At 58.8% G+C, this 22333-nt stretch carries 12 protein-coding genes; 11 read left to right on the top strand and 1 reads right to left on the bottom strand.

Features of this window, described 5'->3' with window-relative positions; genetic code table 11:
• The first annotated feature begins 4 nt into the window (after positions 1–4).
• The 3 genes from QZ460_RS04145 to QZ460_RS04135 are packed head-to-tail and all read left to right on the top strand — an operon-like array spanning position 5 to position 5822.
• Complete coding sequence (locus tag QZ460_RS04145; protein ID WP_290540334.1) at positions 5–2335, top strand: GH92 family glycosyl hydrolase; 2331 nt, start codon at positions 5–7, stop codon at positions 2333–2335.
• Position 2336: 1 nt separating this feature from the next.
• Positions 2337–4661 (top strand): GH92 family glycosyl hydrolase, encoded by a 2325-nt coding sequence (locus QZ460_RS04140; protein ID WP_290540333.1) that lies wholly within the window; start codon positions 2337–2339, stop codon positions 4659–4661.
• 33 nt (positions 4662–4694) lie between these two features.
• Positions 4695–5822, top strand: a complete 1128-nt coding sequence (locus QZ460_RS04135; protein WP_290540332.1) for a basic secretory protein-like protein — start codon at positions 4695–4697, stop codon at positions 5820–5822.
• 338 nt (positions 5823–6160) lie between these two features.
• Here the strand turns inward: QZ460_RS04135 and fsa are convergent, their stop codons facing one another.
• Positions 6161–6814 carry a fructose-6-phosphate aldolase gene (gene fsa, locus QZ460_RS04130; RefSeq protein ID WP_290540331.1) on the bottom strand — a complete coding sequence of 218 codons (654 nt, stop codon included), beginning with the start codon at positions 6812–6814 and terminating at the stop codon, positions 6161–6163.
• A gap of 259 nt (positions 6815–7073) precedes the next feature.
• On the opposite strand from fsa, the gene QZ460_RS04125 reads away from it, so the two are divergent.
• From QZ460_RS04125 to QZ460_RS04090, 8 genes are all read left to right on the top strand, one after another.
• Complete coding sequence (locus tag QZ460_RS04125; protein ID WP_290540330.1) at positions 7074–7631, top strand: peroxiredoxin; 558 nt, start codon at positions 7074–7076, stop codon at positions 7629–7631.
• 145 nt (positions 7632–7776) lie between these two features.
• On the top strand, positions 7777–9087 hold the full coding sequence (locus QZ460_RS04120; RefSeq protein ID WP_290540329.1) for an alpha-L-fucosidase: 1311 nt from the start codon (positions 7777–7779) through the stop codon (positions 9085–9087).
• On the top strand, positions 9084–11702 hold the full coding sequence (locus tag QZ460_RS04115; RefSeq protein WP_290540328.1) for a transglutaminase domain-containing protein: 2619 nt from the start codon (positions 9084–9086) through the stop codon (positions 11700–11702). The genes QZ460_RS04120 and QZ460_RS04115 overlap by 4 nt, the downstream gene beginning before the upstream one ends.
• 9 nt (positions 11703–11711) lie before the next feature.
• Positions 11712–12446, top strand: coding sequence for a copper homeostasis protein CutC (locus QZ460_RS04110; protein ID WP_290540327.1), 735 nt, complete (start codon positions 11712–11714; stop codon positions 12444–12446).
• A 600-nt stretch (positions 12447–13046) separates the two neighbouring features.
• A complete protein-coding gene (locus tag QZ460_RS04105; protein ID WP_290540326.1) occupies positions 13047–15278 on the top strand; it encodes a hypothetical protein in 2232 nt (743 codons plus the stop codon).
• 61 nt (positions 15279–15339) lie between these two features.
• A complete protein-coding gene (locus QZ460_RS04100) occupies positions 15340–17262 on the top strand; it encodes a hypothetical protein (protein ID WP_290540325.1) in 1923 nt (640 codons plus the stop codon).
• 192 nt (positions 17263–17454) lie between these two features.
• On the top strand, positions 17455–20634 hold the full coding sequence (locus tag QZ460_RS04095; RefSeq protein WP_290540450.1) for a TonB-dependent receptor: 3180 nt from the start codon (positions 17455–17457) through the stop codon (positions 20632–20634).
• A 34-nt stretch (positions 20635–20668) separates the two neighbouring features.
• Positions 20669–22315 (top strand): RagB/SusD family nutrient uptake outer membrane protein, encoded by a 1647-nt coding sequence (locus QZ460_RS04090; protein ID WP_290540324.1) that lies wholly within the window; start codon positions 20669–20671, stop codon positions 22313–22315.
• Positions 22316–22333: the final 18 nt, after the last annotated feature.

Raw genomic sequence — 22333 nt, 5'->3', positions numbered from 1 at the left:
AGTTATGAAGAATTTCCTGATTGCCCTGATTGCGGCCTGCCCGGTCGTTGTGGCCGCTGCGCAGACACGCCCGGCGGCGGACTACATCGACCCGATGATCGGCACCCGCAGCATGGGACATGTTTTCCCCGGGGCCTGCGTGCCGCACGGCATCGTGCAATTGAGCCCCGACACGGAGATGGTGCCGCACAGCATCGACGGCAAGTACCAGCCCGAGGCCTACCGCTACTGCGCCGGGTATCAGTACGACGACCCGACGATCGTCGGCTTCTCGCACACGCATTTCAGCGGCACGGGGCACTCCGATCTGGGCGACATCCTGCTGATGCCGACCGTGGGGGAGATACGCACCGAGCGCGGCACGGCCGAACATCCCGAAACGGGCTACCGCTCGCGCTTCTCGCACGAGCGCGAACGCGCCGCGGCGGGCTATTACGAGGTGATGCTCGACGACTACGGCATCCGGGCCCAGTTGACCGCCACCGAGCGGGTGGGCTTGCACAAATACACCTATCCCGAGGGCGAAGACCAGCACCTGATTCTCGACCTCGACCACGGCATCTACAACTACGAGGGCAAGACCCGCTGGGCACAGGTGCGTGTCGAGAACGACACCTTGGTGACGGGCTACCGCATCACCAGCGGATGGGCGCGCACCAACTACACCTATTTTGCCATGAGCTTCTCCAAGCCCGTGCGCGAATACGGCGCGCGCGACCGCCGGCCGCTCGATTACGGCGGAGGCTGGCGGAAGTTCGACACGGAGCGGAACTTCCCCGAAATCGGCGGATGCGGCATCGTGATGCACTTCGATTTCGGCGACGATTCCGCACCGCTCGAGGTCAAGGTGGCGCTGTCGGCCGTGGGAACGCGCGGGGCGCTGGCCAACCTGCGTGCCGAGGCTGGCGGGTGCACGTTCGACCAGGCGGCGGCCGATGCCGCACGCAAGTGGGAGGAGCAGATGTCGGCAATTGAAGCCCAGGGCAGCGACGAGGCGCTGCGTATGCTCTATACGTCGCTCTACCATACGATGATAAATCCGTCGGTCTATATGGACACGGACGGTAAATACCGCGGTATCGACCACGAGATACACCAGGCCGGGGATTTCACCAATTATACCGTTTTCTCGGTTTGGGACACCTACCGGGCATTGCACCCGCTCTTCAACCTCATCTGCCGCGACCGCAGCCGCGACATCGTGAACTCGATGCTCGCTCACAGCCGCCAGAGCGTGCACCGCATCCTGCCCGTATGGTCACACATGGGCAACGAGAATTGGTGCATGATAGGCTACCATTCGGTGTCGGTGGTGGGCGACGCCCTCGACAAGGGAATCGACGTCGACCCGAAGCCGGCGTTTGAGGCGATGGTCAGCAGTGCCAACTGCGACTATTACGACGGAACGGGCATTTACAAGAAACTGGGTTACGTACCCTGCGACGTGAAGTCCACGGGTTCGTCGATGACGCTGGAATATGCCTACGACGACTGGGTGATCTACCGGACAGCCCAGCGCATGGGGCTCTCCGATGAGGCCGAAACCTACCGCCGCCGGGCGTTGAACTACCGCAATGTCTTCGATCCGGAGACGGGGTTTGCCCGGGCGCGGATGAGCGACGGGAGCTGGAAGCCCGACTTCAACCGCTACGATACGCACGGACAGGGATTCATCGAGGGCAACTCGTGGAACTACTCGATGTACGTGCCGCACGACCCGGCGGGGTTGATTGCCCTGATGGGCGGCGACGATCGGTTCACGGCGCGTCTGGACAGCCTCTTTACCGAGTACCTGCCCGACAGGTATTTCGCTCAGACCGAGGACGTGACGCGCGAGGGGCTGCTGGGCATGTATGTCCACGGCAACGAGCCGAGCCACCACGTGCCCTACCTCTACATGTGGACTTCGCAGCCGTGGAAAACGCAGTACTGGGTGCGTGAGATCATGGATCGCATGTACCGTCCGACGGTCGACGGCCTGTGCGGCAACGACGACTGCGGCCAGATGTCGGCATGGTACATTTTCACGGCGATGGGATTCTATCCCGTCTGCCCGGGCACCGACCAGTATGTGCTGGGCGCACCCTATCTGCCTTACATGAAAGTGAGGGTCGGCGAGGGTCGCTACCTGGAAATTAAGGCGCCGGGCGTCAGCTCGAAGAACCGCTATGTGCATGGGGTGAAACTCAACGGGAAACCCTACACCCGGGCGTATATCACCTATGCCGACCTGAAAGAGGGTGCCGTGCTGGAGTTCGACATGCGTTCCACGCCCGACAAGCGCCGCCACTTTTCGGCCGAAGAACGGCCCTACTCCCTGAGTTGCGAACAATAAAATGACTGCAAACATGAAATTTACACAGATAAGGTTTGTTGCCGCATGCGCTGCATTGCTGTGGGCGTTCTCGGTTGCGGCCGACGATGCCCCGCGCATCGGCTATGTCCGTCCGCTGGTCGGCACCGACGGCTTCGGCAACGTCTATCCCGGTGCGCAGGCGCCGTTTGGCGGCATTCAGATCAGCCCCGATACGGACAACGATTATTACGATGCCGCCTCGGGCTACAAATACGCGCACAAGACACTGATGGGATTCTCGCTCAACCATTTGAGCGGTACGGGCATCCCCGATCTGGGCGACTTTCTCTTCATGCCGGGCGTGGGGGAAATCAAACTCGAACCCGGCACGCACGACGACCCCGACGCCGGTTACCGATCGCGGTACAGCCACGACGAGGAGTGGTGCTCGCCCGCCTATTACGGCGTGAACCTCACGGACTACGGCGTGAAGGCCGAGATGACGGCGGCACAGCGCAGCGGCATCCTGCGCTTCACCTATCCCGAGGCCGACGACGCCTTCATCCTGGTCGACATGCAGCATACGCTGTGGTGGAAATGCCGGTGGGCCAACCTCCGCAAGGAGGACGACCACACCATCACGGGCTATAAACTCGTGCAGGGCTGGGGCGCCGAGCGCCATGTTTATTTCGTGGCCGAGTTTTCCGAACCGCTCGACGACTTCGGCATCATGGAGGGCGGCAAACGGGTGTGCTACAACACGAAACGTTTCCGCAGCGATTGCGAGGCGTGGGGCGAAGACCTGAAATTCTGGGTGCGTTTCGCCACGCGGCAGGACCAGCAGGTGACCGTCCGCGTCGCCATTTCGTCGGTCGACCCGGCGGGCGCCCGGGGCAACCTGCGCGAGATCGACGGCCTTACGTTCGACGAGGTGCGCAGCCGCAGTGAGCAACTGTGGGAGCGCGAGCTTTCGCGGTTCACGGTCGAGGGCCCGCAGCGGGTAAAGGAGACGTTTTACACATCGGCGTACCGTTGTTTCCTCTCTCCGTTCCTTTTCCAGGATGCGGACGGCCGCTTCCGCGAGCACGACAAGAGCATCGGGCGCGCCGAGGGATTTACCAACTATACGACTTTTTCGTTCTGGGACACCTACCGCGCCTTCCATCCGCTGATGAACCTCGTGCGGGCGGACATGAGTGCCGACGTGGCCAACTCGATGCTGGCACACTACGACAAGAGCGTCGAGCGGATGCTGCCCATCTGGTCGTTCTACGGCAACGAAACCTGGTGCATGATCGGGTACCATGCCGTATCGGTGCTGGCCGACATGATTGTCAAGCAGATTCCCGGCTTCGATTACGAGCGGGCCTTCGAAGCGATGAAGCGCACGGCGACCAATCCCAATTACGACTGCCTGCCCGAATATACGGAGCTGGGCTGGGTGCCATTCGACAAGGAGCGCGAATCGGTTTCCAAGACCCTCGAATACGCCTACGACGACTATTGCATCGCACAGGCCGCCCGCGCGCTCGGCAAGGAGGAGGACTGCGACTATTTCCTGCGCCGCTCGCTCTCGTACCGCAACCTGATTGACCCCGAAACGAAGTTCATGCGGGGCCGCGACAGCCAGGGCCGCTGGCGCACGCCCTTCACGCCCATTGCCTATCAGGGCCCGGGCTCGGTGCACGGTTGGGGCGATATTACGGAGGGATTCACGCTGCAATATACGTGGTACGTGCCGCACGACGTCGCGGGACACATCGACCGCGTGGGCCGCAAGCTGTACGAAACGCGTCTCGACTCGCTCTTCGTGACCAAACTGCCCGATGATATCCCGGGTGCGCACGACATACAGGGGCGTATCGGCGCCTACTGGCACGGCAACGAGCCCTGCCACAACATCGTCTACCTGTACAACTACCTCGGGCAGCCGTGGAAATGCCAACAGTGGGTGCGCCGCATTTCGGACGCCTTCTACGGCAACGAACCCGGCTCGTTGAGCGGCAACGACGACTGCGGCCAGATGTCGGCGTGGTACCTGTTCAATACGATGGGCTTCTACCCGACGGCACCGTCGAGCAATGTCTACAATATCGGCTCGCCGACGGTCGAAGGCGTCGAACTGCGCCTCTCCAACGGGAAGTCCATTCGCGTGACGACCGAGAACTGGAGCCCGGAGAACGTCTACATTCGCCGCATGTACGTCGATGGCCGCGTGTGGGACAAGTCGTACATCACCTACAACGACATCCGCGACGGTGTGCACCTGCATTATGTGATGGGTTCGCGGCCCGACAAGCGGCGCGCCGTGTCGGCTGCAGCCATCCCGCCGTCGCTTCCCGTCGCCACCGAGCCGGACAGATGATAGGAACATCCGAAAAACAGGTAACCTTATACTATGAAACACTTTATTTTTGCGCTTACGGCGCTTGCGATGCTCTCCTGCGAGCAGGAGGCACCCCGCAATATTGCGGAACTTTGTGACGACGATCCCTCGACATCTTATGCCATGTCTGCGTCCGGTCCCTGTCGGGTCGTCTTCGACGGCTTCGGCGCTCCGATGCGGAACTACCGCGTATACTCTTCGGGCGAAGCACCCGCCGCAGATCCGGCAGGATGGGTGTTGAGCGGCTCGCACGACGGTCGCAAATGGGTCGAGCTCGACCGCCGGGAGGGATGCGAATTCTGCTCGCGTTTCCAGGAAATTACCGGGCGGATTGCCGAACCTTCGAACTATACGGCCTATAAAATCGAATTCCTGCCGCGCGGAGAGGCCGATACGGTCGTCGTGGGCGACGTGCGTTTCTACGAGTGTGACAGGGAAGAGGCGTGGAGCGGCTTCGTCTATCCCGCCGTGGATTTCGAGGTGCTTGACCCTCAGACCGAGGGAGCCGCGATTTACGCCACGCTGGTGCAGGACCCCGAGGCGTATGTCCGCTACCACACCCGCAAGGTTGCCGAAATTCTTTTCTACTCGGCTGCCGATACGATGAACACGGTGGGGAAAATCGACTATACGCTGAAGGATTATGGCGGGGTTTCGGCCAAATCGGGCGATCCTGCGGAAACGGCAATCGTGTACAGTACGCAACACGTCGAGAAGTCGGCGCGCGAGTCGCTTTACAAACTCGACTACGAAACGCGCGGTGTGCTTTTCCACGAACTGGTGCATGCCTACCAGTTCGAGCCGAAAGGGATTGGAAGCTATTCGACCAACAAGGAGTTTTGGGCCTGCATCGAGGGCCTTGCCGACGCCGTGCGCGCCCAGGCCGGGCTGTTCGACATTGCGGCGCTCCGCAAGCCGGGCGGACATTGGCTCGACGGCTATAGGACGACCGGATTTTTCCTGCAGTGGCTGACGACCCTGAATCCCAATGCCCTGCGTGAATTCCACATTACGGTTCGCGACATGGATGTCTGGAGTTTCGACAAGGCCATGCGTGCGATGTTCGGCCCCGAAAAGGGCATCGAGCAGATGTGGGCAGAGTACCAGCAGTTCCTGCAGAGCCAGGAGCCGCAGGCCTGATTCCCGCATGACAAGATCTTTGAAAACGAGGCTCTCCGGGGCCTCGTTTTGTATGACGGGTCGATCCCGGAAGCGAGATCTCTTGTCGTGGAGCGGTAAACGGCGAACTGTTCGATGAACTTCCGTTTGGGCTCTCCTGAGCGCCATACCCCTGGCAGGGTATCCGTATTCGGGGAAAACGGCAGGCGCCGTCCCTCCCCGGAAAGGCGTTGCGAAATCTACACAAACAGGTGTGTCAAGAGGCTGTGATCGAGATGCTTGCTCGGCACTGTTTGCCGTTGCTCCTGCAAAGCCCCCGTCCGGCGACGGACGGGGGCTTTTGTGTGGGTAATTCCGGATTATTCCAGCCGGGCGTGGTCTGCGAGGAATTTCTCCAGTCCGCTGTCCGTCAGCGGATGTCGGAGCAGCCCTTCGATGGCCGCAAGGGGGCATGTTGCAACGTCGGCCCCCGCGTCGAGACACTGGATGATATGCTGCGTGTGGCGGATCGAGGCGGCCAGTACCTGGGTTTTGTAGCCGTAGGTGCGGTAGACCTTCACGATGTGGGCGACCAGTGCCACGCCGTCCTCGGAGATGTCGTCGAGCCGTCCGACGAACGGAGAGACGTAGGTCGCTCCGGCCTTTGCGGCCAGCAACGCCTGTCCGATGGAGAACACCAGCGTGCAGTTCGTCCGGATGCCCTTGGCGGCGAAGTATTTCACGGCCCGGATTCCTGCAGCCGTGCAGGGCAGCTTCACGACGATGCGGGGATGCAGTGCCGCCAGCGCTTCGCCCTCGCGCACCATTCCTTCGAAGTCGGTGGCTATGACCTCGGCGCTCACGTCCCCTTCGACGATGTTGCAGATTGCAACGTAATGACGGTTGCAGTTCTCCGTGCCCCGGATGTTCTCTTTGGCCATCAGCGACGGGTTGGTCGTGACGCCATCCAGGACGCCCAGCTCGTGCGCCTTGCGGATCTGTTCCAGATTGGCTGTGTCGATGAAAAATTTCATGGTTCGAATAGTTTTAAGGTTCCCTAAAGATAGGAAGAAAATTTCGGAATATGGCAATGTCGGACGAATAAGATCGACGGAAGCAGTCCGACGGCCGGCAATCGGTCGTTTTTCCGGGAGGAGGTCCGGGGCCTGTTGCGACAGCCGGCGGACAGGGGGATGGATGGAATTTCGGGAAAATTTCGTAACTTTGAGATCGGGACACGGTTGAAGCCGTGGAATGTGTGCAATGAACAGCGGAATGTTTACCGGAGATTTTATGCAGGCTATTGGCCGGTGCTTTCACCGGGTGATGGCCCGGGGGCTCGTGTTGGCGGTATTGCTGTCGGGGGCCTGTATCGGGGAGGACGAACCTTCGCCCGGGGCGACTTCGCGGGTGCGGGTCGGAGATATGGCGCCCGATTTCGCGGTCGGGATGTTCGACGGCGGCCAAACCCGGCTTTCCGAACTGCGCGGCAATGTCGTGCTGCTGGTTTTCTTTGCCTCGTGGTGTCCCGAGTGCCGGCGGGAATTGGGGGCTGTTCCGGCCGAAGTGCTGCAACGCTTCGCCGGGCGGAAGTTCGTCTTGCTCGCCGTCTCGCGCGGGGAAAGCCGGGACGAACTGGCGGCGTTCCGGGAAGAGTCCGGGCTCGGATTCCCGATGGGGCTCGATCCCGACGGCGCGATTTACGGATTGTATGCCGGGAGGACCGTGCCCCGCAACTACCTGCTGGATGCCGGGGGACGTGTCGCGGCTCTTTCGGCGGGATACGACGCCGCCGAATTCCGGAACATGTTGGCTCTGGCCGAAAATCTGTTGCCGGAGGAGGGCGAATAGCATCCCGGGGCTGCTTTTTTTGCCAAAAAGACCGGTTTTTCCCTGCCCCTCATTTGGTGAAATCCCAAAAATATTTTTTATATTTGTTAATACATTGTAACGAGACAAGCGCTGTTCCTCTCCCCGGACTAAATTTTACGCTCAGATGATAAGAAAACTCGTCTTTACATTGCTTTGCGCTGCTGTCTGCCGGACGGTGTCGGCACAGGTGGCTGCCCCTTATGCCCCCTCGCCCGAGAACCTTCGGGCCAGGACGGAGTTTCAGGATGCGAAATTCGGTATTTTCCTCCACTGGGGACTCTACTCGATGCTCGGATCGGGCGAATGGGCGATGACTAACAACAACATCAATTATCAGGAGTACGCCAAGCTGGCCAACGCATTTTATCCGCATGACTTCGACGCTGCGGAGTGGGTCTCGGCCTTCAAGGCATCGGGAGCGGGGTATATCTGCTTCACGACGCGCCACCACGACGGATTCTCGATGTGGGACACCGTACAGTCCGACTACAACATCGTGGACGCCTCTCCCTATAAACGGGATATCGTAAAGATGCTGGCCGACGAGTGCTCCCGGCAGGACATCCGCCTGCATCTCTATTATTCGCTGATCGACTGGTATCGTGACGACTATCCGCGCGGGCGGACGGGGTGCGGAACGGGGCGCCCCGGGACGGAGGTCGACTATGCACACTATTACGACTTCATGAAACACCAGCTCACGGAGCTGCTGACGGGCTACGGTCCGGTCGGTGCCGTGTGGTTCGACGGGGTGTGGGACCAGGACCGAAATCCGGATTTCGACTGGAAGCTCCGCGGGCTGTACGACCATATTCATTCCATTCAGCCGGCATGCCTCGTGGGGAACAACCACCACCTCGAGCCGATCGAGGGCGAGGATATCCAGATTTTCGAGCGCGACCTTCCGGGCGAGAATACCGCCGGACTTTCGGGTCAGCGGATTGGCTCCCTGCCGCTCGAGACCTGTCAGACGATGAACGGCATGTGGGGCTATAAGATCACCGATCTCGACTACAAGTCGGCGAAGACGCTGATCCACTACCTCGTGCGGGCTGCGGGCCGTAACGGCAACCTGCTGCTCAATATCGGCCCCCAACCCGACGGAAAGCTGCCTGCGACGGCCGTCGAACGGCTGCGGGAGATGGGCGAATGGCTCGCCCGATACGGCGAGAGCATCTATGGAACGCGTGGCGGGGATATTCCGCCGCACGACTGGGGTGTGACGACGCGCAAGAACGACAAACTCTATGTGCATGTGCTCGATTTGCAGGACGATGCGCTCTATCTGCCGCTCGGACGGAAGATCGCTTCCGCCCGGTGTCTGAACAACGGCGAACGGGTGTCCTATACGACGCACAAGGACCGGGGGGTTGTCCTGGATCTGCGGAACGTTCCGCAGGATACGGATCGGATCATAGAACTTACACTGCGATGAAACGAAGTTTTTACTTATTGGCGGGTCTGCTGCTGCTTGCGGGCCTGCTGCCGGGATGTCATTCCGGCAACGACGGGTATATGCGGCGTGTGGAGGCCGATTTCTTCCAGAAGCGGGAGCTGCTGCCCCGGGGCGATCTGTTCCGGGTGTTCGACGGGACGATGACGCCGCAGGAACGCGAGGCCATGACGTTCCTCTATGCCTATATGCCCGTGGGGGATATTACGGACTATTCGGGCGATTTCTACCTGGAAAACGTGCGCGAGGCGCTGGCTGCCCGGGAGGAGATGCCCTGGGGCAGGACCGTCTCCGACGAATTGTTCCGGCATTTCGTGCTGCCCGTGCGGGTCAACAACGAGCATCTCGACGATGCGCGCCGGGTGTTTCGCGAGGAACTCAAACCCCGTGTCGAGGGGCTGTCGATGTACGACGCTGTGCTGGAAGTGAACCATTGGTGCCACGAAAAGGCCAGCTACCAGCCGTCGGATGCGCGGACCAGCTCGCCGCTGGCCACCGTGCGCACGGCTTACGGCCGCTGCGGGGAGGAGTCGACGCTGCTTGTCGCGGCCCTGCGGTCGGTGGGCATCCCGGCCCGGCAGGTCTACACGCCCCGCTGGGCGCATACCGACGACAACCACGCCTGGGTCGAGGCCTGGGCCGACGGACAGTGGTATTTCCTCGGTGCCTGCGAGCCGGAGCCGGTGCTCAATCTGGGGTGGTTTAACGCCCCGGCCAGCCGCGGGATGCTGATGCACACCAAGGTATTTGGTTATTACGACGGCCCGGAGGAGGTGATGAAAACCACGGCCAACTATACCGAGATCAACGTGATCTCGAACTATGGCGCCTGCGCTCCGCTCACGGTGACGGTCACCGACGCCGCCGGCGACCTCGTGGAGGGAGCGAGCGTGGAGTTCAAGCTGTACAACTACGCCGAGTTCTACACCGTGTCGCGCAAAACGACCGACACCCGGGGGCAGGCCTCGCTGTCGGCGGGTCTGGGCGATATGCTTGTCATGGCCGTCCGCGACGGGCGGTTCGGGGTCCGGAAGGTCTCTTTCGGAAAGGAGGCGGAAGTGACGCTGGTCCTGGATCATGCGATCGGCGATGAATTCTTCTTCCCCGTTGATATCGTTCCCCCGGCGGAGAATGCGTATTTGCCCGAGGTAACGGCCGACCAGCGTGCGGAGAACGACCGCCGCTTCAACCGCGAGGACGAGATCCGCAACGCCTATATTGCAACGTTCCCTGCGCCGGCTGCCGTCGCGGAGTTCGCCCGCTCCGTCGGCATGGAGCCGGACGATGTGGGCGGATTCATCGCCGCTTCGCGCGGCAACCACGCCGAGATCATGGATTTTCTGCGCCGGGCGAGCCGCGAGGGATGTGCCGGGTGTGCCCTGCAATTGCTTGCCACGCTGTCGGCGAAGGATCTGCGCGATGCGCCGTCGGCCGTGCTCGCGGACCATCTTTACCATACGGACCGGGATGCCGATGCCGCAACCGTGCTGGCTCCGCGTGTGGGCGATGAGATGCTCACGCCCTACCGGTCGTTCCTGCAGCGGGAAATTCCGGCTGCCATGGCCTCCGCTTTCCGCGACGACCCGCAGCATCTGGCTGCGTGGTGCCGCGACAGCCTGACCCTGCGTCCGGAACTTTGCACCGTCTCCACGACCATCTCACCCGAAGGCGTGTGGCGCAGCCGGACGGCCGACAAGCGCTCGCGGGCGATCTTCTTCGTAGCCGCAGCCCGTTCGCTCGGCATCCCGGCGTGGATCGACCGCGTGACGGGCAACCTCTTCTACCGCCATGACGGAAAGGATGTATCCGTCGATTTCGACGCGCAGGGGAACCGGGAACTGGAGACCGGGCGGCTGAAATTGAATTATGCGCCGATTCTGCGTCTCGACGATCCGGAGTATTTCCGGCACTTCTCCCTGTCGCGTTTCGGCGGGCAGGCGTTCTCCCTGCTGAACTATCCCGATTTCGGGAAATGGAGTGCGCTGTTCCGGGCTCCGGCCGATCTGGAAACCGGCTATTATATGCTCGTGACGGGCAGCCGGCTCGCCAGCGGCAGTGTGCTGGGCAACGTGTCGTTCTTCAATGTTCGTCCGGATGGGATGACCGAGGCGGATTTGGTGATGCGCGACAATTCGGAGGCGGTCCGCGTGATCGGGAGCTTCGATTCCGAATCGAAATTCACCGATGCCGCCACGGGACTTGAAACCTCGGTGCTCCTGACTGCGGGGCGCGGTTATTTCGTGATCGGACTGCTGGGCGTCGGCCAGGAACCTACGGACCATGCGTTGAAGGACATTGCCGCCAAGGCCGCGGAACTGGAGAAGTGGGGGCGCTCGCTGATCCTGCTCTTCCCCGACGAGGAGGCCTACCGGAAATACACGGCCTCGCCCGTGGCCGGACTGCCGGCGACCGTCGCCTTCGGCATCGACCGTGACGGCTCGGTCCGCAGGCGGATGCTCGACGCGATGCAGCTGCCCGGGAATGTTGCGCTTCCGGTCTTTCTGATCGGCGACACGTTCAACCGTGTCGTGTTCGAATCCCACGGCTATACGATCGGTCTTGGAGACCGTCTCCTGCATACCATAGACCAATTATGACCGGAATTTATGACGACTGAACTTTGTGCCTATACCTGCGATGCGTGCGATATAGCCCGGCGAACGGGCGTCACGCGCATCGAACTCTGCGCTGCGCCTCTCGAAGGGGGTACGACCCCCTCCGTCGGGCTGATCCGCTATGCCCGGAGGCTGCCGGGGCTGCGGCTGAGTGTGATGATACGTCCCCGGGGCGGGGATTTCTGCTATACGGATGCCGAGACGGCGCTGATGGCCGAGGAGATCCGCTTTGCCCGTGTCTGCGGGGCCGACGGGGTGGTCTTGGGGTTGCTGACCCCCGACGGAGCGGTGGACGAGACGCGCACGGCGCAGCTTGTCCGCGAGGCCGAGGGGATGGAGGTGACCTTCCACCGGGCGTTCGACATGACGTGCGATCTCGGGCAGGCGCTCGAAGCGGTTATCCGGACCGGATGCTGCCGGGTGCTCACCTCCGGGGGCTGCAATACGGCGCTGGAGGGTATCGGGACGCTGCGTGCTCTGGCGGCACAGGCGGCCGGACGCATCGAGGTCATGGCGGGGAGTGGCGTCAATCCGTCGAATGCGCGCGTGCTGGCCGCGGCGGGGGTCGATGCCCTGCATTTCAGCGCCCGCCGGGAACGCGAGGGGGCGATGCGCTTCCGCAATCCGCGGGTTTCGATGGGCGGGTGCGCCGGCGTTCCGGAGTACACCGTGACCGATGCCGACGAGACGTTCGTCCGGGAGTTGCTGGCCGCGCTGAAGGCATGACGGTCGGGCCGGAAGGATGTGCGCTGCCCGGAAGGGGATGTCGGTCGGTGGTGGCCCTGCTTTTTTTTATCCTGGCGGTTGGGTCGGAGAGTGTCGTGATGCTTTCATCGGCTTTCCGACGGGCCGGGCGCGGACGGGGCATATCCGTTCCCGGAGCGCGAATGTGTCGCTATACTGCATTTAACCTTGTTTTGCCTTGCGAAACCGTTTCGAAGCGGTTGTTCTTTCGTTTTTTTTGGCCGGTTCGGTGTGTTGGCATGTATTTAGCAGCGTGCGTTTTACAGGGATATTTCGGCTGTTGGGCATGTCGTGTGCGATGACTTTTTTTTCGGGAAGATGACCGGGATAGGATTTTTTTTCTATCTTTGTGACAAAGAGAATCCTTACTCCTCGGCAAAATGCGGGGAGGGAGGGGATTTTGCCTTGATGCCGTTTCCGTGCCAAGTCGATAGAATCCCGAAAACTCGATAGGTTATTTTCTGGAATTCGTTCCGGGTTTCATTAATTAGATTGTATCAACTGTTTTGAGCATGGTGTTCCATACTGCTTGTCATATATCCTATTGCCAAACCGGAAAACCGGTTCATTAAATCTCACCCTATGAAAAAAGTTGTACCTTTCTTTTTGGCCATGCTCTGCATGGCAGGAGTTTCCGTACTGAATTCGTGTTCGGACGATGATTCCAGTTCATCCGGCAATCCCGACATGCCCAAAAGCGGGAATGCTGTGATCTGCAACGATGTCGTGCGGGAAATTAAATCCGCCGTCTACACGGTCGAGACTCCCGGGAACGGCGAGAAGACGGCGGATTCGGCCCCTGTCTATACGATCTACCTCTCGCCGACGGCAGGGCTTGTGGATGTGGACGGTATGCTGATCGCCGAAGATGCCGTCAAGATCACGGTCAAACAACCGGCTGGAGCTGTCGATCTTTCGGTTGCCGGCAACGGAATCTCCTATGGGGAGCTCGACGTGAACTCCTCGAATCTCGGAGAGGCCTCGGTGGCGACTCTCTCGGTCGAATTCCTCTCGGCCCGCGTCGCTCGCATTTCTGCCGAAATCGAAGCCGGCGGGAAAACGCTGAAGGTCACCTATTACGGACTGTGCAAGGATTCCGACGCTTCGGAGGCGGGAGATGCCTCGAACAAGGTGATGCTGGATAAGGCTCCCATCGCGTGGTACCTCAAGAAGGCCCAGGGTGTGGAGTCGCACAACTATTATCTGGCCTTGACGGATGCCGAGTATACCTTGACCAAAGGGCAGGTGACGCTCAAGGAAGCTGGGTATCTTTTCGTGGCCGACCTTTATGCGCTCCCGGGCGAGGATGTCTACTTGCTCCCCGAGGGTGAATACATGGCCAGCCAGCTCAACGAGGATCATACGTTCACGGCGCAATATACCGGTGTGCAGTATACCGACGCCGAGGGCAATAAGAGCCAGCTGTCGCTGGTGCCGGGAGAGCCGGTGAAAGTCGCTCGCAAAGGTGATATCTGGAGTGTTTCGCTTCGTTTCGTCGATACGGACGGTATGGAAAAGGACATTGTCTATGAGGGACAGCTCCGGATCATTGATCAGCCGGAGGGCGGCGGCTTCTCCCTGCCGCAGATCGGTCGCGATGTGGAAGTAATCGGAGCCACTGCCGCCGCAACCTATTACGGCAACATGCTCCAGGCCGGTACGGGTATGATGCAGATCAATATTTTCGACGAAACCTACAACTCGAAAAAGGGTCAGGGCGGTCTCGCTGCTGCGCTCGTCGTATTCAACGATCTGTTCGGCAATCCGAAGGACGCTGCGATCAAACCCCACGAATATATGCCCAACACCTCGTTCCAGTGGGGAACGTGGATGCCCGCCGTGGAGGTTCCGATGGCTGCAATGACATTCCCGCTCGGTACTTATGTTCAGTTGGACGATGGAACCAACTTCGGACAATTCTCCTATGGAAAGGGAGGTACCATCAAGATCGAGGCTGCCGGTAATCATACGGACGAAGATGGTAATGTGGCACCGGCCTACAAGGTCGAGTTCAATCTCACCTCGAAGGACGGCTTTGTCCTCAAGGGATCGTACACCGGAGTCATTCCGATCACCGACGCGTCCAACGACAAGCCCGACGACGACGGCACTTCGACGCTCGAGCGCGACTACGACATGGATCTGACGAAGATCAAAAAGGCACATTTCTATACTTCGGATCAGATCTATATCCAGAACATCGGCTACAAGCCGATCAGTTCCTACAACTGCGGACTGCAGTTTATTAATATAGGTATCGAAAATGTCGGAGACCGCCCCGAAGACTTTACGGATCGCGAGCCGGGTGGCGACATCGTCCGCATGGAGCTCGTCACCGAGCCGGGTAAGGAGAACGTGATCACTCCGGGAACCTATAAGGTAGGCGAACAGCGCTGGCCGGAATTTGTCAAGCCCGGAGTCATGATGCGCGGCATCATGTTGAGTGGCGCCCTGAGCGGCAGTCGATGGATGCACCAGAATTACTCGATGAAGGATAATGGCCAGACGATTTTCGAATACATGGACGGACATGCTTTGATCTACGGCGGTCAGGTTACGATCACAAAAGTCGAGGGCGAGGGCAAGGAGAACTGGTATCGGTTCGAATTTGACGGCATCTGCGTGCGGAAACACCATGTACGCGGAGAGTGGGAAGGTCCTGTCGTAAGCCAGACGGGGCGTGCTGCGGCCGAGAAGGATCATCTCGAACCGCCCAGACTGCTCCGCCGCCTGCCGGCTCCGTCGGTCCCGATGAGCCGCCTGGCCGAAGAACTGCCGAACGTCATGTTCCAAAAGGCCGGAATGACCAAATAACAACAGAAAAACCGGATAGCGCGGGGTTTTTCCCGAACCCCGCGCTATTAAAACAATCGTTATGAAAAATTCGACCCATTACAGATTGCGCACGCTGGCGTGCGCTTTGCTCGCATCGGCAACCATGCTGGGAGCATGCAGTGACGACGATCCTAACGACACTCCCAATCCCGGGGTGAACCCTCCCGAAAAACTGGTCGATCAGATCCAGTACGACGGAGGTGATAAAGTCAACATCAAGTCGGCGATCTATGTCGTGGAAGAAGACGGCAACCATACCTTTTACCTCTCGCCGACCGAGGGGCTGATCAATGCCGCGCAGATGAAGCAGGCCAATGATTATCTGCGTGTTATGGTGAAGGATCCCAAGGGAACCGTGAATACGGCCGTTGAGCCGTTCGAAATCGAATACAAGGATATTTCGGTCAAAAAGACAACGATGACCGATGTCGCGAGCGTGGAACTTGCTGCCGATCTGGTGAGTGAGACCCGGCTCAATCTTTACACCTGTGTCAATCTGAAGAGCGGCAAGATGCTGATCGCCCGCTACCAGAATACCTGTACGGCGGAGCGTGACATCGAGCTGACGAACCAATACGAGATCGACAGCCGGATCACTGCCATCGGAAGTGTTGTCGAGTGGCGCAATGTCCGCGAAGGCAACCGTCGTTTCCATCTCTATGAGAAAGAGGGCCTGACCGCTCCCGAGGAGGGTGCTGCGGGCGTGGAGATTCTGCTTGCCGAGGAGTTGTTCAAAGGGTCGGAAATCGATCTTGCAACGGCCGATCCCGCGAAGGTGCAGATTCGTTGTGGTGAATTCGCGACGGGTGCCGGAACGACCGGAACCCTGACGGTGAAATACAAGACGGATAAATTCGGTACGATCGAGGGCCTTATCATCTCGATCGACGCTTCGAAAGACGGAAAACGCCTGCGTGCCACCTACAAAGGCTTGTTCGCCGGAGGTTATGCGGCCTCCAACACCATTAAGGTGACGACTACGGAGGCCGGCAGTGCAGCCGAGGCTCCGATTGCCGCACTCTTCTCGCAGGATCCGCAGGTCGGCAGCTATGCATTCGCTTTGGGCGACACCGAAACGGCCACAGCTCCGGGTGATCTGGCCAAAGGTCATTGGGGTGCATACGTGCGGGTGTTGGCGGCCAAGTTCGGCGGCGTGATCGACGTTGCAACGCAGACCTCCGATTACAAGTTCTGGCTCTACGACTACAAAGGCTATCAGACCCATTACGGCGAGAATTCCGGTCTGACCGGTAAGATCGAGACCCATCCCAATCCCGCCGGAGGCAAGGAGATTTATCTGCAGGTGAATCTGAAACTGAAAAACGGCATCGGGGTCGAAATCGAATACTACGGAGTGCCGACGCCTGCGACGGCCGACGCGATGAATGAAGAAAAGCTGAAGCCCGTCAAACCGTTTGAGCCCTATATCAAGTTCTTGGACAAGGATAACAAGGAATTGCAGGATTGGACCGTTACGGCGATGGAGGTACGGCATGATCCGACTTATCAGGACAATTATACCGGCGAGAAGTTATCGGGATATTGTTTCTATTTCCGGAATGATCACTCCGAGAGTATCGATGAGGATACTACCACTCCGATGTTTTTCCTGCCGGACAGCTATCTCCAGCATGAAGGTGAGATTGATCTGTCCGCAGAGGGCAAGAATTGCAAATGGAGCTTCAGTTTCAAAAGTTCGCTCCTGGCCTTATATTCACAAGGATACGGGTATTCAGATAAGGATAGGTACTGTATGCGGTGTCCCGAAAAGGCGACCGTGACTGTCAAGAAGGAGGGTAAGGAGTGGACGTTCAAATTCTCGATGGTCGATTGGGGGATATTCAATACATGGAATCCTAGTCCTATCGGAACCAAAAATACCCTGACCATCGAATTCCGGGGCAAGGCTACCAAGTATTCGGGGACGAAGAAAAACGACCTTGCGGCCGATTTCTATGAATAGATCCCGTTTTGGCCGATTCGCGGATCGGATCCACAGATGACACTCCCCCGTCCTCTCCGGATTCCGGAGAGGACGGGCGGAAAAAACAAGTGACGGCTCCAGGCCGGAACTCAAAGACACAAATTTCTTCAATCATTTTTTTACCAGGGTTAAAATGGCGCATTTATGACCAAAAAAATTTTACTATCATTGATGGCTGTTCTCGGACTGTTCCTGTCTGCTCATGCACAGGAACGGGAAATTGCGGGTTCGGTCAAAGATCATGCGGGGGCCGGCATCGTCGGCGCCACCATTCTGGTCGAAGGCACTACGAAGGGTACAACCTCCGGTGCGGACGGCAGTTTCTCGATCAAAGTCGCATCGAACGATGTGCTGGTCGTGTCGTTCATGGGTTATCAGTCCCACAAGATCGAAGTGGGAACGCAGACCCGGATCGATGTCGTGCTGAAAGAGGACACGCAGGCGATCGACGATGTGATCGTTGTGGCGTTCGGTACGGCTAAGAAGGAGGCTTTCACCGGTTCGGCGACTGTCATCAAATCGGACGACATCGCCAAGTCGCAGCAGTCGAACGTGGCGCAGGCTTTGGCCGGAAAAGTCGCGGGCGTGCAGCTGAGCAACACCTCGGGACAGCCGGGACAGAGCCCGACGATCCGTATCCGCGGTTTCAGCTCGCTTAACGCCGGCAACGATCCCCTCTGGATCGTGGACGGCATGCCTTACTCGGGAGACCTGAACAACCTCAACCCGAATGACATTGAGTCGATGACCGTGTTGAAGGACGCCGCCTCCAACTCGCTGTATGGTGCCCGTGGTGCCAACGGTGTGGTGATGATCACCACCAAGAAGGCCAAGTCGCAGGAGGCACACGTGATGATCGACGCCAAGTGGGGTGTCAATTCGCGTGCCGTTCAGGATTATGCCTACATTACCAATCCGGCACAATTCTACGAGATGCATTACAGCGCGCTGAAGAACTACTATATGAATTCGGACATGGGAGCCGGCGAGGCGCATTTGCGCGCCAATGAGACCCTGACGTCGTCGGCGAGCGGCGGCGGTCTGGGCTATATGGTCTATACGCTTCCCTCCGGACAGGAGTTCATCGGCACCAATGGCAAGGTCAATCCTGCCGCGACGCTCGGCCGCCATGTCGTCTACAAGGGCAAGGAGTACTACATCCGTCCCGACAACTGGACCGACGCCGCCTTCCGCTCTTCCCTGCGTCAGGAATACAACGCGTCGATCTCCGGGCAGACCGGGAACGCTTCGCTCTACGCATCGTTCGGCTACCTGAACAACGAAGGTATCGCCTACAACTCGGACATGGACCGTTATACCGCTCACTGGCGCATGGACTACCAGGCCAAGAAGTGGCTCAAATTCGGTGTCAACGCCAACTATGCGCATTTCCGCTACAACCAGATCGACGACAGCGGCGCCGGCAACTCGTCGGGCAACGTGTTCGCCTATACGACGGCCGTCGGCCCGATCTATCCGCTCTATATCCGCGATGGAGCCGGGAATGTCATGTACAATGAAGATGGAATCAAGCTCTACGACTACGGAAACGGAGACAATGCCGGCATGGAGCGCTCGCTCTTCCCCAACGGCAATGCCCTTTCGGATTCGCGTCTCAACAAAAAGGAGGCCGAAGGAAATGCTTTCAACGGTACGGGATATTTCGACGTTACGTTCCTCAAGGACTTCAAGTTCACGTTCAATGCCGGTGTTTCGCTCGACGAAACCCGTTCCACCTCGGTCCTGAATCCCTGGTTCGGACAGTTCGCCAGCGAAAAAGGTTCGGTTTCAAAAGGACATCAGCGGAATTTCGACCTCAACCTGCAGCAGATTCTCAACTATACCAAGCAGGTCGGCCACCACAACCTCAACGTGATGTTGGGTCACGAGTCCTACCAGAACCGCGTGTATGCGCTGTCGGCCTCGAAAAGCAACATGCTGACGCAGGAAAACGACGAGCTTTCCGGTGCGATCATCGACAAGCAGGGCGCCGGATCCCACCGGATCGAGTACAACAACGAGGGTTATTTTGCCCGCGTCATGTACGATTATGCCGGTAAATATTTCGCATCGGCATCCTATCGTCGCGACGCCTCGTCGCGTTTCCATCGCGACCACCGCTGGGGTAATTTCTGGTCGCTGGGCGGCGCATGGATCATTTCGAAGGAGAACTTCATGCAGAACACCTACGAGTGGCTCGACAACCTCAAGCTGAAGGCCTCGATCGGTTCGCAGGGTAACGATAACATCGGTGATTTCCGCTATACGAACACCTACACGATCGAAAATGCCAACGGCAAAGTTTCGACCGTTTTCAACAGCAAAGGTGCCAAGAACATCACTTGGGAGACCAACTCCAACTTCAATGCCGGTCTGGAGTTCAGCTTCCTGCGCGGGACGGTTGCCGGCGGTGTCGAGTACTTCCTCCGCAAGACGACTGACATGCTGCTGTCGTTCCCGGTCGCTCCGTCGCTGGGCTATCCGTCCTACTATGCCAATGTGGGTGACATGCGCAACAGCGGTATCGAAATCGAGTTGAACTTTACGCCGATTCGGCGGGAGCATGTCCAGTGGGACATCAACCTCAACATGACGCACCTGCGCAACAAGATCTCCATGCTGCCTCCCGAACGGCGGACCAAGCAGGTCGAAGGCTACTCGGGTTACGTGTCCGGGAGCACCTTCTTCGGACAGGGACTGCCGATGTACACGTTCTACATGAAAAAATATGCCGGTGTTTCGAATGAGGGTCTCTCGATGTGGTACATGGACCAGGTCGACAAGGAGACCGGAGCCGTGGAGCGCGTGATGACGACGGAATATGCCAAGGCGTCGGACTATCTCTGCGGGGACCCGATTCCCGATCTTTACGGCGGCTTCGGCACGAGCGTCAATTTCTACGGCTTCGACCTGAGCCTGGCCTTTACCTACCAGATCGGCGGTATGGCTTATGACTCGGGATACGCTGCGGCAATGTACTCGCCGGCCAACAAGACGACGGGTATGAACTGGCACAAGGACATGCTCAATGCCTGGTCGGCGGACAATGCGTCGTCGAACATCCCGCGTCTGCAATACGAAGACAAGGATCAGAACAACATGTCGGATCGTTTCCTTATGGACGCCAGCTACCTGAACCTGCAGAACATCAACTTCGGTTACACGCTGCCGTCGAAAATCACCTCGAAGATCGGAATCGAGAAAGTACGTCTCTATCTCTCCTGCGAGAATGTCTGGTACTGGTCCAAGCGTCAGGGATTCGATCCCCGCTACTCCTACAGCGGAGCGACAAGCCAGGCTACCTATTCACCCGTGAGAACGATTTCGGGCGGTATCAACATCCAATTCTAATCGGCCTCATTCACTTTACGACAAACGATATACTATGAAAAAAGCGAAAAACATAACGCTTGCGACGCTGGCAACGCTCTTGCTGGCAAGCAGCTGCATCAAGGAAGCCGAGCCCTATCAAATAGCTACCGAGGAGCAGGTGACCCTCGAAACGCTGATTGAGGGTATTCCGGCCTCGCTCGTACAGGCCGGTTCCGCAGGCTATGCCGAAAAGGGGCAGGCCTGGGACTTCGCCCTGCCGGCTATTCATATCGCTACGGAGTCCATGACGGGCGACATTGCCATAGGCGGCAATATCGGTTACGACTGGTTCGGGCAGTGGGGAACCAACGAAGCACTCGGTGCGGATTATGCCGTGGGTGCGCTCACGTGGGACAACTACTATGCGTGGATCATGGCGGCCAACAACGTCATCAAGCAGATCAACTCTTCGGATTTTGCGTCACTCGACGCGAAGCAGAAGTCCTATCTGGGTTTTGCCTATGCCTATCGGGCCATGTTCTACCTCGATCTGGTGCGTCTGTACGAATTCAAGGAGAACAACTATACCCAAGCCCCCGAGGTCCTCGGACTGGGTGTCCCCATCGTGCTGCCCGAGACCACCGAGGCCCAGGCCAAGAACAATCCCCGCGCCAAGGTCGACGACATCTACGATCAGCTGATTTTCCCCGACCTGGACAAGGCCGAAGAGCTGTTGAGCGGCTTTACGCCCTCCGACAAGTATACGATCAGCCAGGCGCTGGTCTACGGTCTGAAAGCCCGGGCCTGGCTTGAGCGCGGTACGGCCAAGAACGACACAGAAGCCTATGCTTCCGCCGCCGAGTTTGCCCGGATGGCCATTTCGGCCAGCGGCTGCACGCCCCTGACGCAGGAGCAGTGGGAAGATCCCTCGAACGGCTTCAACAGCGTTGCGGCGAACAATGCTTGGATCTGGGGTCTCGCCCTGCCGAGCGAAAGCGTTGCCAACCTGTTTAACTTCACGGCGCACATGAGTACGGAGAATGCGTGGAGCGCCTACGGAAACGACGCCTGCCGCTGCATCAACCGCAACCTTTATAACAGCATCGACCTGCGCGACTTCCGTCGCCATTCGTGGCTCGATCCCGACCGCAGGGATCCGGAGAAGGAGTCTTACGCCTACAAGAGCTGCCGCAAAGAGGGCAAGGCATACTTCGACGAGTTGCCCGATTATGCGAACATCAAGTTCCGTCCGGCACAGGGCGCCTATGAGGATTACAAGGTCGGTGGAGCCGCAGATCATCCTTACATGCGCGTCGAAGAGATGTATTTCATCGAGGCCGAGGCCAAGGCGCATGAAAATCTTAGTGAAGGTGTCCGGCTGCTCAATGACTTCATGAACAAACACCGCATCGTGGGCGGAGGTTACGACTGTACGAACGCCTCGTCGACGATCGAAAATTTCACCAACGAGCTGATGCTTCAGAAGCGCATCGAGTTCTGGGGCGAAGGTATCGTCATGTTCGACATGAAGCGGCTCAACATGTCCTCCCGACGGGGATATGTGGGAACCAACTCCCCGGCCTCGTACCGCCTCAATACGGAAGGACGTGCGCCTTACTGGAACTTCGTGATCACGCGCGGCGAGACGCAGAACAACCCCATCATCGCCACGCAGAACAATCCCGATCCTTCGCAAAAGGTCAAGCCGTGGAACGGTTGATGATCATCTGCGACCAAG

Source organism: Alistipes sp. (assembly GCF_020026455.1).
Taxonomy (GTDB): Bacteria; Bacteroidota; Bacteroidia; order Bacteroidales; family Rikenellaceae; genus Alistipes.
Note: the sequence above shows the minus strand (reverse complement) of the source record. Positions and strands in the feature narration are given on the sequence as shown.